Below are 13,049 nucleotides of genomic sequence, written 5' to 3'. Positions count from 1 at the left end.
CGTCACACCCCCCGCAGAGCGAGACCAATGGCCACGGCGTAGTCGGCCAGATCGGGCATGCGGTGCGCTTCGGGCCCAATTTCACAGTTGCGACGAATCATTTCGGCGAGAGGCAGGACCTCACAGGGCAAGCCGATTCGTTCTTCGAGTGCCTGAAGATGCAACGAGGCGTCCACATCTCGCGGCAGCGTGACGAACACGCGTTCAAACCCGGCATCCCGCTGATTGAGTGTGTACATAAAGAAGTTCATGGTGCGCTCGATCTCGACGTCGAACTGGCTGACATAATCAAACGCAGGCACCTCCGCGGATGGGGCAAGTGCCACGGGCACCTGGCGGGTCAGGTACAGAAGACCGTTGTGGAATACGTGCACATCCACCGTGTCCTCGCTGGTTTCGAGTAGCAGGAAGTTGTGTGGAAGATCCGGGCGAAATCGCCGAATCAGTCGATAGAGCGCAAGCGCGTGGATGTCAATCGTCTTTGGGCGCATGCCGACGGATCGGAATCCTTGGATGACATCGTTCACGCGAGACTTGTCCGCGGCAACCAGAAGAATGCTGATCATCCCTTCTTCATCAGCCGGCGGATCGCACAAGACATAGTCGTACGCGGCTTCATCGAACGGAAGGTGAATATTGTGCTGAATCTGGATGTCAATTGCGCTCTGGAGTTCCTTCTCGCCCACAGCGGGCAAGGTCAGCTGACGGATGACCGTAAAACGCGAAGGCAACGCGACGTGCGCGGTCAGCTTCTTGCGCCGATTGGCCTCAAACACGCTCGACAACAGGGGGGCGAGAGCGAACGTCGGATAGGGATCTCGCACGGTCTGAGATAAGTCCCACGGCGCCGTTTCGAGCCGGGAGACGCGAAGAGGCCTTCCAGGCTCCACCTCGGCGATGCGGAGCCCTGCGTCGCAGATTTCCACGCCAACCGAAGCGGAGCGAGATGCAGTGGGTAGACGAAGCGGCATGCCTTTACCCCTTCCATGGTTCAATTTGATGTTCTCTATCTCGCGGGACGAGCCTGGAACTGTTCACCTCGTCAATCCTGCGTAATTTGTAACACCCACTGAAACGTCTGTGGATTGAAGACATACGTCACATTGTAGTACATCGAATAGCCACCCTGAGCGGATTGTACCTGAATCACAGCGTGCGGCTGCATATAATTGGGGGATATATCCAAAACAGCTTGGAGCATGAAGCTTGCAAGCTCAAGCGTGTCCCACGCCGATGACCATGGTTGAACGAGATTGGCATTCGCTAAATTCTGGAGCTGAGTGATTTGGTTTTGCAGCTGTTGGCTCCACGACGTTTGATAGGTATAGACGACCGTGGCCAGCATCTGCTGCTTTTGCAGCGCGGGAAACACCTTCTGAGTCAAGGCGTTCTGCAAATCGCTCATGGTAACGAGTTGCAAGGACTGGCCCGTCAGCCACGAAAGGAAACCGTCGCCCAACACGTTCAGCCAGAAAAGCAACTGAGAGATAGGATTGTTTGATAAGGAAACGGTCGCCTGCTGCGCGGCGGACTGCATGGCTTGGAGCGCTGCCTGATCAAAGGAAGTCTGTGATTGAAACACGTTGCGTTCGTCCCGAATTTGTCCCAGACCGCCCATGCGGAGGGCGTATCGACTCCACACAAGTGCGGTACTCACGAGCGACGCAAGAATCACCACGTAGACCAGGGACCACAGAAGCGAGAATCCGCGCTGGGATCTTACAGCTCTCATGAGAGGCGGCAACAGCTCTCACCCCTAACCTCGCACCAATCACCCTTGATTCATATCGTGGTAACCGGCCGTCAAAGCGTAGGTGGAGATTTGACCGTTTGGTGCCTTGTAGGACGCGGATAACTTTAAAATAAAAGCATGCATGACTTCGCCGCTAGGTACCGTTGCAGTCGCGACCCCCTGTGAAGCCGAGTTACCGTAGAAGAGCGTTGTGAAGACTTGAGACCAAGTGGAGTTCGACGAATTGGTACTATTCGATGAAGCCGTTGCTAAATTCGGCAAATACCACTGGACGTTGACGTTTTGGGCCAGGGGCTGACCCCCGAAGTTCGGCATTACGCCCGGCTGTTTGACGGATCCACCGTAAATATTCCATAGTTGGTTAGGTTGTTGGACGAAATCAAAAACATAAAAACAGGTTGCATTGGCCACGCCAGAGGAAACGCTCCCAGAGGAAATGGTCGTCGTGTTGACGAGCCACGGTTGGCTCGAACTCACGACGTTCCCGACCGTCGTACCACCTCGAAACAACCAAATCGATATATTGCCCTTGGTATACTGGACCTGCATGTAGGACGCCGACTGCGTCATTTCTGTCAGCGCGTGATTCACCGTCAACACGCTCTCTACAGCCTGATTGGCCTGCGTAATACCCTGGGAACGCAGGGCAATCTGCCATATCGTTCCTACCAATGCTGTACCTACAATCGCGGTAATGAGGATCGCCACGAGCGTTTCGAGCAAGGTCAAACCGCGCTCGCGATGAACTTCTTGGCTCCGAAACCATGGCCACATGTTATGCCACCACCGGAACTGTGACGGCCGCCGTGGCACCATGTGGACTCTGAACCGTCACCGTATAATTCCACACACTCGGCGAGGATCCGCTGCTTGACGACACACGTTGAGCATTCACTGTGCATGTGTAGCCATCCATTAATTTGTACGGTTGATTCCATGTCTTACCTCCCCGTGCCAGTGCCAAGACGAATTCCGTGTAGGTCATGGAGCCATTGATACTCCCCGGTGACGATTCGGAGGACAAGCTAACCGGAGAGGGGACGTATAAAACAGCGTCCTGTGCTGGCGGGTTATCGCCCAGCGCATCGCCCGGTACCACGATCTCGAACGGCAACAGCGCTTGCTGGTTTTGAAGGATGTTCTGCTGAATTGTGGTCATCTGCCCCTGCTGCATCCACTGCTGAATCTGCGTTCCCCACTGCGACGTCGGTTGGTTGATCAGGTTCTCGACGAGATTTTGCAAATCCAGGTTGCCCCAAGCACCGGTCTGCAAAATCGTATTGAGAAGGCTTGCGAAGACAATCGAGACGGCACTTTGGAAGATTTGCAGCGATGAGAACAGGGTCGCGATGACACTCCCGCCACTGGTGGAGAGCGATGACGTTTGGGCTATCGGAGCATACACGTTGATCTGCGCATTCGGATCCCGATCCCGAATCTCCTCCGCGATCGTCGTCGCAAGCCCCAGTGACTTTGAATACTCGGCTTCTTTCAACTGCCCCGCCTGAACCGATTCCACCGCAAACAGCGCAGCAGTTCCCGCCATCACAACGATCACGACGCTCGCAAGAACCTCAATGAGCGTGAAAGCTCTGCTTTGCGACTCAGGCCGATTCCGCTTCTTCCTGAGCCAAAGTGTCATCACCCTCGCCTCCAATGATCCCCCTCGCCTCTGGGGTCGTCACCCCTGATCTTCAGGGGCCACATCTACACAGAAAGCCCCCTTGACGGGAGCTCCTGCGGTTCTCAAGTTACAACTGTTCGTTTAATAGAGGTGAGAGTTTATTGAATATCAACGTACCAAGTTTGCATCGTACCGTTCGTGTTGCTTGGATACGTAAAGGTCACAGATGGGCCGCTATAACCCGAAGGTAGATTCGCGACAATAGAGAAGTTTCCTGTCTGAGACTGTGGGTTGGGTATACTCGTAATGTAACCCGTACCATTACCGCTGAAGCTACCATTCAAAAGGTACGAATAGACCGCCGTGGTATTTGTACCGTTGCTGATTTGGGCTGTGTTTCCATTGATGGCACCAGGCGTCGAAATGTACAGACTCCCCTGATTCGTCGAGTTCGACTGATAATCATACTCCGCCCGCTGCAACGCATCCGCGATGAGCTGCTCATTGGACTTGTCCGTGTTGACGCGCGCCTTCTGAATCTGCGCCAGCACAATCGGCACGCCGACGGCCGCGAGAATCGCCAAAATGACGACCACCGCGAGCATTTCAATCAGCGTCACGCCTCGCTGATCCCGCGCTCTCTTTTTCAAATCCGAAATCTTCGTTCGAATCTGACGCATCTGCTACTCCCCTTCCCCTTCATTCGACATCCTGTGTCGAATCTGCGGTGCTATCGACCCTATTATACTGGCAGGATATGCACTTGTACATGCATTCTAGTTAAATTGGCCACATTTTTCGCAGAGACTCTATCAATGCTCAGGAGACGCCGTACGATCCCATGCTGTTGTACAACGAAAACATCGGCAACAGAACGGACAGAGCAATGATGCCGACCACGCCGGACAGGACCGTGGTCAAGATGGGCTCCAACAGTTGTCTCAGCCTCTCCACCATCACCTCCAACTCGGATTCGTAGAACGTGGCGACGCGCGCCAGCATGTCATCCAGATGACCCGTGGTCTCGCCGACGCGCACCATCTGCACCATGAGCGGTGTGAACGCGCCGGTTGCTTGCAGGGCCTCCGAAAGCGTGCCCCCCTCGCCGAGCGCATCGCGCACCCGCCGCAGGCTGACGCGAACAAAACGGTTTGTGACAGCATCCGCAGCAAGCGACATCGCGGTGAGCGCGGGCAGGGCGGCGTGAAACAGCATGGCGAGCGTCCGCGAAGCCTGTGCCATCGCCCGATACCTGAGCAGCCTGCCGAAGATCGGCACGCGAAGCAACAGGCGATCCCGCCAGTACCGGCTCTCTCCATGGCGGCTCACGAAGATCCATCCCGCAATGAGAAGCAGCACGAGGAGAAGCGCCACGTACCAGAACCTTTTGACTGCATCCGCCGCAAACAGCACGATGCGCGTCGGGAGCGGCAGCGTCACATGCATCGAGGCAAAGACCGAGACAAACGTCGGGATGACATTGATCATCAAAAATCCCGCCACGAGAACCGACATGCCCGACACGAGCGCGGGATACATCAGTGCGGATTTGATCTTCGACACCGTCTCCCGCTGTCCTTCTTCAAATCGCGCCGTGGACTCGAGCACCTCTTCCAACGAACCGCTGGCCTCGCCAGCGCGCACCATCTGCACGAACATCGGCGGGAACACCTTGGGGTAGTCGGCGAGACTCTCCCACAACGCCGTGCCGCCCTCCACCTTCGCAGCCACCTCGCCCACCGCCTTCTTCAGCGGCCCCTTCGGCAGTTGCTCCTCGAGCACCTGCAGCGCCGGAACCAGCGGTACACCCGCCCGGACAAGCGTGGCGAACTGGCGGCAGAAAGGCACGAAGTCATCCGCTTTGACGCGCGGCTCCAAAAAGCTCAGCTTCAGCTCGCGGTTCCAGAAGTCCGACTTCTCGTTCAACGGCTTGAGGCCGATCACGTAAAGCCCGCGTTCGCCGAGCGCCCGAATGGCCTCCGACTCCGACTCCGCCTCAATGCGCCCCCGTTCCCTGCGATTCGGACGCGCAATGGCCTCGTACCGGTACACGCTCACCTCATCTCACCTCCCTCACGTGGCCGCCGTCACGCGCAACACTTCCATGACCGTCGTCTTGCCCTGCACGGCCTTGGCGAGCCCGTCCTGGAACATCGTGCGCATCCCCCGCTCCTTCGCGACCTGCAAATAGTCCTCCGTCGATCGCGACGTCAAAACCAGCCGCGCGATTTCGTCGTCGACCTCCAGTACCTCCTGGACAGCCATCCGGCCCTTGTATCCCGTGTTCCCGCACGCGGCGCAGCCCCTGCCCTCAACGAGCTTCTCGGCCCTAAGCCCGTTTTGCTCGAGCAACTCCGCCTCAAGCGGCGTCGCCGGCCGCTCGTGCTTGCAGCGCGAACACACGAGTCGAACCAACCGCTGCGCCACCACGCCCGTCACGCCCGACGCCATCATGTACGCCGGCACCCCCATGTCGATGAGCCGGTTGATGGCGCTCGCCGCGTCGTTGGTGTGCAACGTCGACAGCACTCGGTGACCCGTGAGCGCCGCCCGCATGGCGATCTCGGCCGTCTCGTTGTCCCGGATCTCGCCCACCATGATGATGTCCGGATCCTGGCGCAGGATGGCGCGAAGGCCCCGGGCGAACGTGAGACCGGCCGCGGGATTGACCTGCACCTGGTTCACGCCCTCGAGCTGGTACTCGATGGGATCCTCGATGGTGATCACGTTTACCTCGGGCGTCGCCAAACGTTTCAACGCCGCGTACAAGGTCGACGTCTTGCCCGATCCCGTCGGCCCAGTGATGAGCACCGCTCCGTAAGGCTTCGTGATCATCCGCTGGAACGCGGCGAGATTGGCCTCCGAGAAGCCCAGTTCCTCAAGCGCATATGCGCGCTTGGCGAGATCGAAAATCCGCAGCACGACTTTTTCTCCGTGCGCCGTGGGCATGGTGGACACGCGCACGTCCACCTTGTGGCCGCCTTCCGCAAATTCAAATCGCCCGTCCTGCGGCAGCCGCTGCTCCGCGATGTTGAGGCGAGCCAAGATCTTGACACGCGCCACGAGGCCGCTCTGCAAATTGCGCGGAATCACTCGTTCGGTGCGGAGAAAGCCATCCACGCGAAAGCGGAGGATGACCCCGTCCGCCTGAGGATCGAGGTGGACGTCGGACGCACCGGCGTCCGCCGCTTCAATCAGGATCTGGTTGAGCGCGCGCACCACGGGAGAATCGGCCGCACGCGTCTCCTGCTCAGGCTCTTGCCGCACCTGCGCCGACTCCGCGACGGAGCGGACCGCCGTCTCAAACACCTCGTTGCCCCGGTAGTGGCGGGAAATGGCCGCCTGAATGTCCTGGCGCGTCGCAATGGCGGGCATGATGACGAGATTGGTCGAGCGGCGAAGGTCGTCAATGGCGTAATAATCCAGCGGATCGGCCATCGCCACGTAGAGTCGGTTCCCGCTCTTCCGATATGGAATCAGAACGTACGTCTCTGCGAGGCGCTCGGGGACGAGTTTCAGGACTTCCGGATCAATCTTCATGTTCGCCAGAATGACATGCGGGATGCCGAGCTGGAACTCGAGCACCTCGACCAGTTGCTGCTCGGTGATGTAGCCGTTCTGGATCAGGATGTCGCCGAGGCGCGCGCCCGTCTCGCGCTGCTCGGCCAGCGCCATTTCAAGCTGTTCCGGCGCGAGCATCCCCGACTCAACCAGCAATTCTCCCATTCGCTTGCGCGCCAACGCCTGTCACCTCTCACCGCTCCGGCCCGTCCGCCGCGGCCCTCTGGGCTCACTTCAGAATGTACAAGGTGCTCTGACTTTGCGAAACCAACAGATCATAGCCATTTTGCTGGAAGAACTCGTAGCCCAAAAGCGGGATGCCGGTCCAACTCGGATCCACGATGCAAGGCACGTCGGCGAAGACGTGATCGCCGATTTTGAGCGTGACCTTGCTGAGGTACGCTTCATCCGTGCCGCCGATGCCACCCACCTCGACGCTGCCGAGGTTCGGCAGATGGAGCGCAGAGGCGAGCTGCTGGCCGATGAGCGTCTCAAACGCCCCGGTGTCGAGCTGGAAGGTGATGAGGGTGTCACCGCTCGACGCCTGGAGGAAGACGCCATTCTGGTAGAACGTCAAGGGCGTGCTGACGAGGACCTGTTCCGAGCCGAGCGTGGGGACGGCCGTCTGACTCGGCTTCGCCGGCTGGAACGGGACGGGCAGGGTCTGGCGCACTGTCTCGCCCGCGGGCGTCTTCCAGGAGACGCTGACGTACGCCGTCTCCGCGGAGGAATCGGCAAGACCGCCTTGCCAAGTCCCGGTGCCATCGGTCGTCACCTTGAGGGAGGACGCGCCGTTCGAGGGTTCAAGCTGACTGAATCCCGTGCTGGACACGGTCACCGCCTGACCCGGGACCGGGTTGTCGCCGTCCAGCGTCATGACGGTCAGCACCGCCACGCCGCCCGCAACGACCTGCGATGCCTGAAGCAAAAGCGTATAGGTGTGCTTGACCGGCACGCTGACAAATTCGAAGCCCCCGCCCTTGAGGGGAATGGCGCGGACCGACGGGGCCAGCGAAGACCACGGCACATACGTCTTGCCGCCATAGACCACTCCCTGCACGTCGCGGCCCGTGAGGGCGATGGTGCCGTTGCCGAGATCGAGATACGGCGTGTCAAACGCGTTGAACGCGGCCTCCTCGACGTACGTATCGTTGCCGACGCGGATGGCGTCGTACGACCTTCCGTGGATCAAAACGCGCACGTGGCCGGGGGCGAGTTTCACATGAGGCACGCTCGAGGACGCGCGCGTGGCGGCCTGCGCCAGTGGGGCCGCGGTCAGCGGAGCCCATGCAAACGCGATGGATGCGAGACTTGCAAGCCAGGAACGACGTGAGATCATAGTCCGCCTACCTTCTGGATGAATTCACTCCCCATTTCAATTCGTCCTGGATGCCTGCGTTTCCTGCATGTTGCTCCTCGACCAGCTGCATCACGTCCTCGAGCACCGCGCTCGCCGTGGGCAGCGCTCCGGCGCCAGGACCGGTGAGCGTGAGCGTCCCGACCACGTCGCCCGTGATGGCCAGCGCGTTTTCGACGCCGTCGATCCCGTAGAGCGGGTCGGAGGGCGGGATGGATTCGACGCGGACGAACGCCTCCACCGCCCCGTCGTCGCGCCAGCGAGCGCTGGCGATGTGTTTCAGCTTTTCCCCGCGCGATCGCGCCCGTTCCACGTCCGCGGCGGTCAAGTGCGAGATCCCCTCCCGGGGAGCCGCGAGGTAGGCCTTGGGGCGGGCGCCCGCGGGATGGCAACCGAGTTCGGACGCGAGGACCTCGTGCCGGAGCGGCTCCGTATCCACGCCCAAGACCTGCAAGAGCACCTGGAGTTTGAAGAAGGCGTCGTGGCCCTCCACGTCCGACGTGGGATCGGGTTCGGCATAGCCGAGCGCCTGCGCTTCGGCCAGGGCGTCCGCGAAGCTCGCGCCGTGATCGGCCATGCGGGTGAGGATGTAGTTACTTGTCCCGTTCACGATGCCGCGCAGGGCTGTGACCCGGTTGACGCGAAAATAGGTCTGCAGCGTGTGAATCACCGGAACGCCGCCGAGCACGCTCGCCTCGTAGCGAAGCGGCACGCCGCGATGTCGCGCCAAAGCCCTTAACTCCGGGCCGTGCGCCGCCATGAGGGCCTTGTTCGCCGTCACCACAGGCTTGCCCGCGCCAAGCGCCGTCCGCACCACGTCGTGCGCCACCTCAACGCCGCCCATGACCTCGATCACGATATCGACGTCGTCCGCGAGGCAGACGGATCGCCAGTCGTCCGTGAGCTTGTCAAGCGGCACATACGAGGGCCGCGGGCGGGACAAATGCTTCACGGCGATGCGTGTCGCCTCAAACGCCATGCCGCCAAAGATACCGCCGCGATCGCGCAAAACGCGGAGCACACCGCTCCCCACCACACCGCAACCGATGAGACCCAGTCGAACGCGCTTCAATCTATCTCTCGCCGCCTTTCCATTGTGAAGGGTGTCACAGGGCGCCGCCATCCCCATCGCCCGGGGAACGCACCCCCCGCGATGGGGAGACATGTCGCCATATGTCAAAAGGGCATCCTTTCGGATGCCCTTCCTGAAAACGAAGCAACGTTACACGCGCGCCTGCACGCGCTCGATGCGCTTGTTCTCCTCGGCCTCGGAGGCGAGATGTTCCACTGGCCGGTTGTCTTGATCCACCACGACGACCGTCGGCCGATGGCGCCGAACTTCCTCCTCGCTGTAGGCCGCGTACGAAATGATGATGACCAAATCCCCCGGCTCGGCCAGCCTCGCCGCTGCGCCGTTCAGGCCGATCACGCCCGACCCGCGATCTCCGGGGATGACATACGTCTCAAACCGCGCGCCCGTGTGGATGTTGACCACCTGGACCTTCTCGTTCTCGACGAGATCGGCAGCCTCCATCAGGTCTTCGTCGATGGTGATGCTGCCCACGTAGTTCAGGTTGGTCTGCGTCACCGTGGCGCGGTGAATTTTCGACTTCATCAGCGTGCGATACATCGAAACCCCTCCATTCACCCGGGGCTTCCGCAACACGGCGGAGTCGTGAAACGCCTCCTCCGACATGTTACGCGTTCGCGCGGCGTCAAGCAAGTGAAAGCCGCGCGAAGCTCGTTTTCTATTTGGAAGACTTGGACGACGTTTGCGACCCATTCACCTGGGCGAGCGCCGTCTGAAGCGACTTATACGCGGTATCCGACTTGCTCACGTTTTTCAAGCCTTCTTCCAGCGTCTGCTTGGCAAGGCTTGTCTCCTTCAAGGTGATGTACGCCTGCGCCAGTTGCCAATACGCCCAACCGTAAGACGGATCTTCCTGAATCGACTTCTGGTAATAGGGAATGGCCTGCTTGGGCTGGTTCTCGCGCTCGCGGTACATGTTGCCGAGCGCCGTCCACGCAAGGCCAGATTTCGGATTCGCCTGCGCGGCGCGTTTGAAGTACTGGATGGCGAGCGCCGTGTTGCCGTTCGCCGACGCGCTGTCTGCAGCGTTCAGCTGCGCCTGGTAATTGGACGGCTGCTTGTCCGCAATCTCCATCAGGTGCTTCATGTTGGCGCTGCCGACCACATTCGTCGGCGCCACCACGAGTTGGTTCCCATGTTGGATCACCGTGGTCTTGCCCTTCGAGCTCTTTGTCGCTGAGTTCTGCACAGCCGTGTTCGCCGAATTTGTCGTATTGTTGGCTGCGCCGCACCCCACAACCAGGCCCGCCACCAGTGCGGCACACCCAGCAGATACAACAAGTTTCCGATTCATTGCATCTCCTCCCAGAATCCTCGGCTTCCTGGCCATTGTACCATACCAGCCAGCGCGCCGACAGCTGGTCCAGCTTTCCACCTCGCGCGAGGCACGGGCGCCCGCGAGGCGCGACGCCGGGCGTCACGCCTCCATCTCGAGGGCACAGGGCGCCGCAATGGAAAACGGATCCGGAATCAGGATGCGCTGCGCCTCCGCGTCCGACACACCCGCGTACAGATGCGCCGTTCCATCCGGGTAGCGCACCAAGCCGCCGCTGAACACGACGTCGGTGAGCTCGGGCCGCTTCGCTTCTCCGCCGAGGAAGTCGCTGCGTTCGGCGATGACCCGCACCGGCGTGACGAGCTGTTCGTCCAAGTGCAGAGAAAAACACATGGCTTTGTAATGGAGCGATCCGTCCTCTGACCGGTACGCGATGTGCCCCAACACGCCGATGGTGCTGTCATCCAGGCGCTGCGCTTCGTTCACGCCGCCCCATTCGCCCGGGTGAAACCTGTCCGGCAGAAACTCCGCTTTGAGAATCGAATCCGGCGACAGGTCGTCGAGCGAGGATAGGATGGTCCATCCGATCTGCGCCTGACCGCCGTACCGGCTGCCGTTCGGACGCGTGAACACGCCCACCCGGCCGTCCGGCAGCTCCACCAGCCGGATGTCCTTCATCCACTGCGGCCCCACGGCGAACAGCCGGAGATCCCCGACCGACTTGCCGCGATAGAACACGGTCCGATACTCAATCTCGTAGTTGTGGAACGGGTTCGTCCAGATTTCGACGCCCCCGAACACCAACTCCCCGTGGATCCGCGCGTGGAACGGATCCTGCAGCCCCCGGAACGTCCGGAGACCTTCCACCCGCGACCAGACGCCATCGGGCCCTTCATGGAAAAACATCACTTCGGAAAACTCACTGTCGCGAGGCTCCACGCGAGCCGGGATGATGGACCGACCCTCATCGACCAGTGGCGCCGCGATATTGTACACGTCGCGCCCGTCGACGCCGCGAAAGCGAATCTTCTCAGCTCGGAACACCTGACGATGCTGCCGATACTCCTGGGCAAGCCACTCACATGGCTTCGCGGCACTCATGGATTTCACCGTTGGGCACTCCCTTGATGTAGTACACATTGTATGCAAAGCGACGCCGCCATCGCGCAAAGAACGGAAACGCACACGTGGCAGCTTGTACGGAAAGACGCCCGCGTGCACGCAGAAGTTCCCGATTTGCCCCAAGTTTACGGGCTCGCGCGGCGCGCAGTCTTTTCGGACCGATCAGCCCCAGCATACCGGCTTTGCTTCAGCGATTCAAGCCGTTCTCACCGCTGGCGAGCGCCATTTTCGCCCACGAGAACCATGCGGAGGTCTGACGTCCGGCCGCCGGCAGCGGGCATCTCCGCTCGCCGAACTCATGTCCCCTGAATGGATGAGCGAAATCCCATCCGAACGGCGGGCACGAGCACACGCCTCATCACGCGCGGTTTGGAACGGATGGCGTCCGCCGATGGTCCGAACGAAGCGCCGTTCTGCACCTGAGAAGGCGATGAGGGCGGCGCCGCAGCACTTCCCATGGCGAGGGCCGATGCGATGGCGCTCGCCGGGACGATGGCGTTTGTCTCCGCGCCATAGTCGGAGCCCCCCACCGCAAGCCCCGTGGCCATGGGAATGACCTTGCGCATCGCCTGAACGTCGCTCGCCACCTCCTGAGCCGTGATGGATGGCGTCGGCTGGCTCTCCTGCGTGACCGCCCAGACGCCCACACCTTGGGACGCGAGTTGGTTCAGCACGGCGAGATCGCGCGAAGGGGCATTGTTGGGATATTCGACGGCTGGCTGGCGCGAAGCCATGTACCAATCCTCCGCCACGTACACGTCGCCGAGGCCCAAGCCCACGCCAAGCGCGTCCGCTGGATCCCAGGCGTTCACCGCCGCACGCATGCCCAGAGCATGAACCTGCGCGACGGCCCACGCGCGGAGCACCCGGGTGACGCCGTAGTTGCTGCCTGCGAGGTCCAGAAAGATGCCCCGGACCCCAAGCGCCTTCCACTCCGCAAACTCCTGGGAAAGCGTGGACACGGGTATCGGGTTCGATCCGTCGGACAGGTTGACGTACCCGTAAAAGGCGATCGAGGGACTGGAAGCGATGAGCTGCGTGACCGCCTGTTGATTCGGATAGCCCGAAGATTCGGAATCCGATCCGAGAACAATGGCTTGATACCCTTGGATGTCTGCGCCGGTCTCGGGCGTGACCCAGCCGTAGTAGAACCCCACGGGCACCGGCTGAGGACCGGCAGCAGCCCTTGCGAGGCCTGGTTGCAGAATGAGTGAGGTGACAGCGAGGCCGACCAAACAGGTGCGGGCGCGGTGCAGCATAGTCCTT

General features: G+C 60.7%; 13 protein-coding genes. All 13 read right to left on the bottom strand.

The features are described 5' to 3' along the window. Positions 1-2 precede the first annotated feature (2 nt). The 13 genes from pilM to J3481_RS09685 all read right to left on the bottom strand — a co-directional run bounded on the left by pilM (position 3) and on the right by J3481_RS09685 (position 13,042). Entirely contained in the window at positions 3-971 is a 969-nt protein-coding gene (gene pilM, locus J3481_RS09745) for a type IV pilus biogenesis protein PilM (protein ID WP_206831847.1), read from the bottom strand. Between the two features lie 71 nt (positions 972-1,042). Beyond that, the gene (locus tag J3481_RS09740) at positions 1,043-1,582 is read right to left on the bottom strand and encodes a hypothetical protein (RefSeq protein WP_206831846.1); all 540 of its coding nucleotides are present in this window, start codon (positions 1,580-1,582) and stop codon (positions 1,043-1,045) included. Positions 1,583-1,771: 189 nt separating this feature from the next. Further along, on the bottom strand, positions 1,772-2,527 hold the full coding sequence (locus J3481_RS09735) for a type II secretion system protein (RefSeq protein ID WP_206831845.1): 756 nt from the start codon (positions 2,525-2,527) through the stop codon (positions 1,772-1,774). A 1-nt stretch (position 2,528) separates the two neighbouring features. Then, positions 2,529-3,395, bottom strand: a complete 867-nt coding sequence (locus J3481_RS09730; protein WP_206831844.1) for a type IV pilus modification PilV family protein — start codon at positions 3,393-3,395, stop codon at positions 2,529-2,531. 140 nt (positions 3,396-3,535) lie between these two features. Next, entirely contained in the window at positions 3,536-4,057 is a 522-nt protein-coding gene (locus J3481_RS09725; protein ID WP_206831843.1) for a type II secretion system protein, read from the bottom strand. Between the two features lie 139 nt (positions 4,058-4,196). Further along, entirely contained in the window at positions 4,197-5,435 is a 1,239-nt protein-coding gene (locus tag J3481_RS09720) for a type II secretion system F family protein (RefSeq protein WP_206831842.1), read from the bottom strand. Between the two features lie 15 nt (positions 5,436-5,450). After that, entirely contained in the window at positions 5,451-7,118 is a 1,668-nt protein-coding gene (locus tag J3481_RS09715; RefSeq protein WP_206831841.1) for a GspE/PulE family protein, read from the bottom strand. Positions 7,119-7,167: 49 nt separating this feature from the next. Next, positions 7,168-8,277 carry a retropepsin-like aspartic protease gene (locus J3481_RS09710; protein WP_206831840.1) on the bottom strand — a complete coding sequence of 370 codons (1,110 nt, stop codon included), beginning with the start codon at positions 8,275-8,277 and terminating at the stop codon, positions 7,168-7,170. A 7-nt stretch (positions 8,278-8,284) separates the two neighbouring features. Then, a complete protein-coding gene (locus J3481_RS09705) occupies positions 8,285-9,367 on the bottom strand; it encodes a homoserine dehydrogenase (protein WP_236011508.1) in 1,083 nt (360 codons plus the stop codon). A 150-nt stretch (positions 9,368-9,517) separates the two neighbouring features. Then, positions 9,518-9,925, bottom strand: a complete 408-nt coding sequence (gene panD, locus J3481_RS09700; protein ID WP_206831838.1) for an aspartate 1-decarboxylase — start codon at positions 9,923-9,925, stop codon at positions 9,518-9,520. A gap of 118 nt (positions 9,926-10,043) precedes the next feature. Further along, a complete protein-coding gene (locus tag J3481_RS09695; protein ID WP_206831837.1) occupies positions 10,044-10,679 on the bottom strand; it encodes a tetratricopeptide repeat protein in 636 nt (211 codons plus the stop codon). 123 nt (positions 10,680-10,802) lie between these two features. After that, a complete protein-coding gene (locus J3481_RS09690) occupies positions 10,803-11,762 on the bottom strand; it encodes an MTP-1 family protein (RefSeq protein WP_236011513.1) in 960 nt (319 codons plus the stop codon). A gap of 317 nt (positions 11,763-12,079) precedes the next feature. Continuing rightward, positions 12,080-13,042 carry a hypothetical protein gene (locus J3481_RS09685; RefSeq protein ID WP_236011507.1) on the bottom strand — a complete coding sequence of 321 codons (963 nt, stop codon included), beginning with the start codon at positions 13,040-13,042 and terminating at the stop codon, positions 12,080-12,082. Between the last annotated feature and the right edge of the window lie 7 nt (positions 13,043-13,049).

This window comes from Alicyclobacillus fructus, assembly GCF_017329605.1.
GTDB lineage: Bacteria > Bacillota > Bacilli > Alicyclobacillales > Alicyclobacillaceae > Alicyclobacillus > Alicyclobacillus fructus.
Note: the sequence above shows the minus strand (reverse complement) of the source record. Positions and strands in the feature narration are given on the sequence as shown.

Bases quoted from the DNA above. Each gene is read 5' to 3' on its own strand.
- pilM (WP_206831847.1), bottom strand. From the start codon at position 971: ATGCCGCTTCGTCTACCCACTGCATCTCGCTCCGCTTCGGTTGGCGTG.
- J3481_RS09735 (WP_206831845.1), bottom strand. From the start codon at position 2,527: ATGTGGCCATGGTTTCGGAGCCAAGAAGTTCATCGCGAGCGCGGTTTG.
- J3481_RS09730 (WP_206831844.1), bottom strand. From the start codon at position 3,395: ATGACACTTTGGCTCAGGAAGAAGCGGAATCGGCCTGAGTCGCAAAGC.
- J3481_RS09725 (WP_206831843.1), bottom strand. From the start codon at position 4,057: ATGCGTCAGATTCGAACGAAGATTTCGGATTTGAAAAAGAGAGCGCGG.
- J3481_RS09710 (WP_206831840.1), bottom strand. From the start codon at position 8,277: ATGATCTCACGTCGTTCCTGGCTTGCAAGTCTCGCATCCATCGCGTTT.
- panD (WP_206831838.1), bottom strand. From the start codon at position 9,925: ATGTATCGCACGCTGATGAAGTCGAAAATTCACCGCGCCACGGTGACG.
- J3481_RS09695 (WP_206831837.1), bottom strand. From the start codon at position 10,679: ATGAATCGGAAACTTGTTGTATCTGCTGGGTGTGCCGCACTGGTGGCG.
- J3481_RS09690 (WP_236011513.1), bottom strand. From the start codon at position 11,762: ATGAGTGCCGCGAAGCCATGTGAGTGGCTTGCCCAGGAGTATCGGCAG.
- J3481_RS09685 (WP_236011507.1), bottom strand. From the start codon at position 13,042: ATGCTGCACCGCGCCCGCACCTGTTTGGTCGGCCTCGCTGTCACCTCA.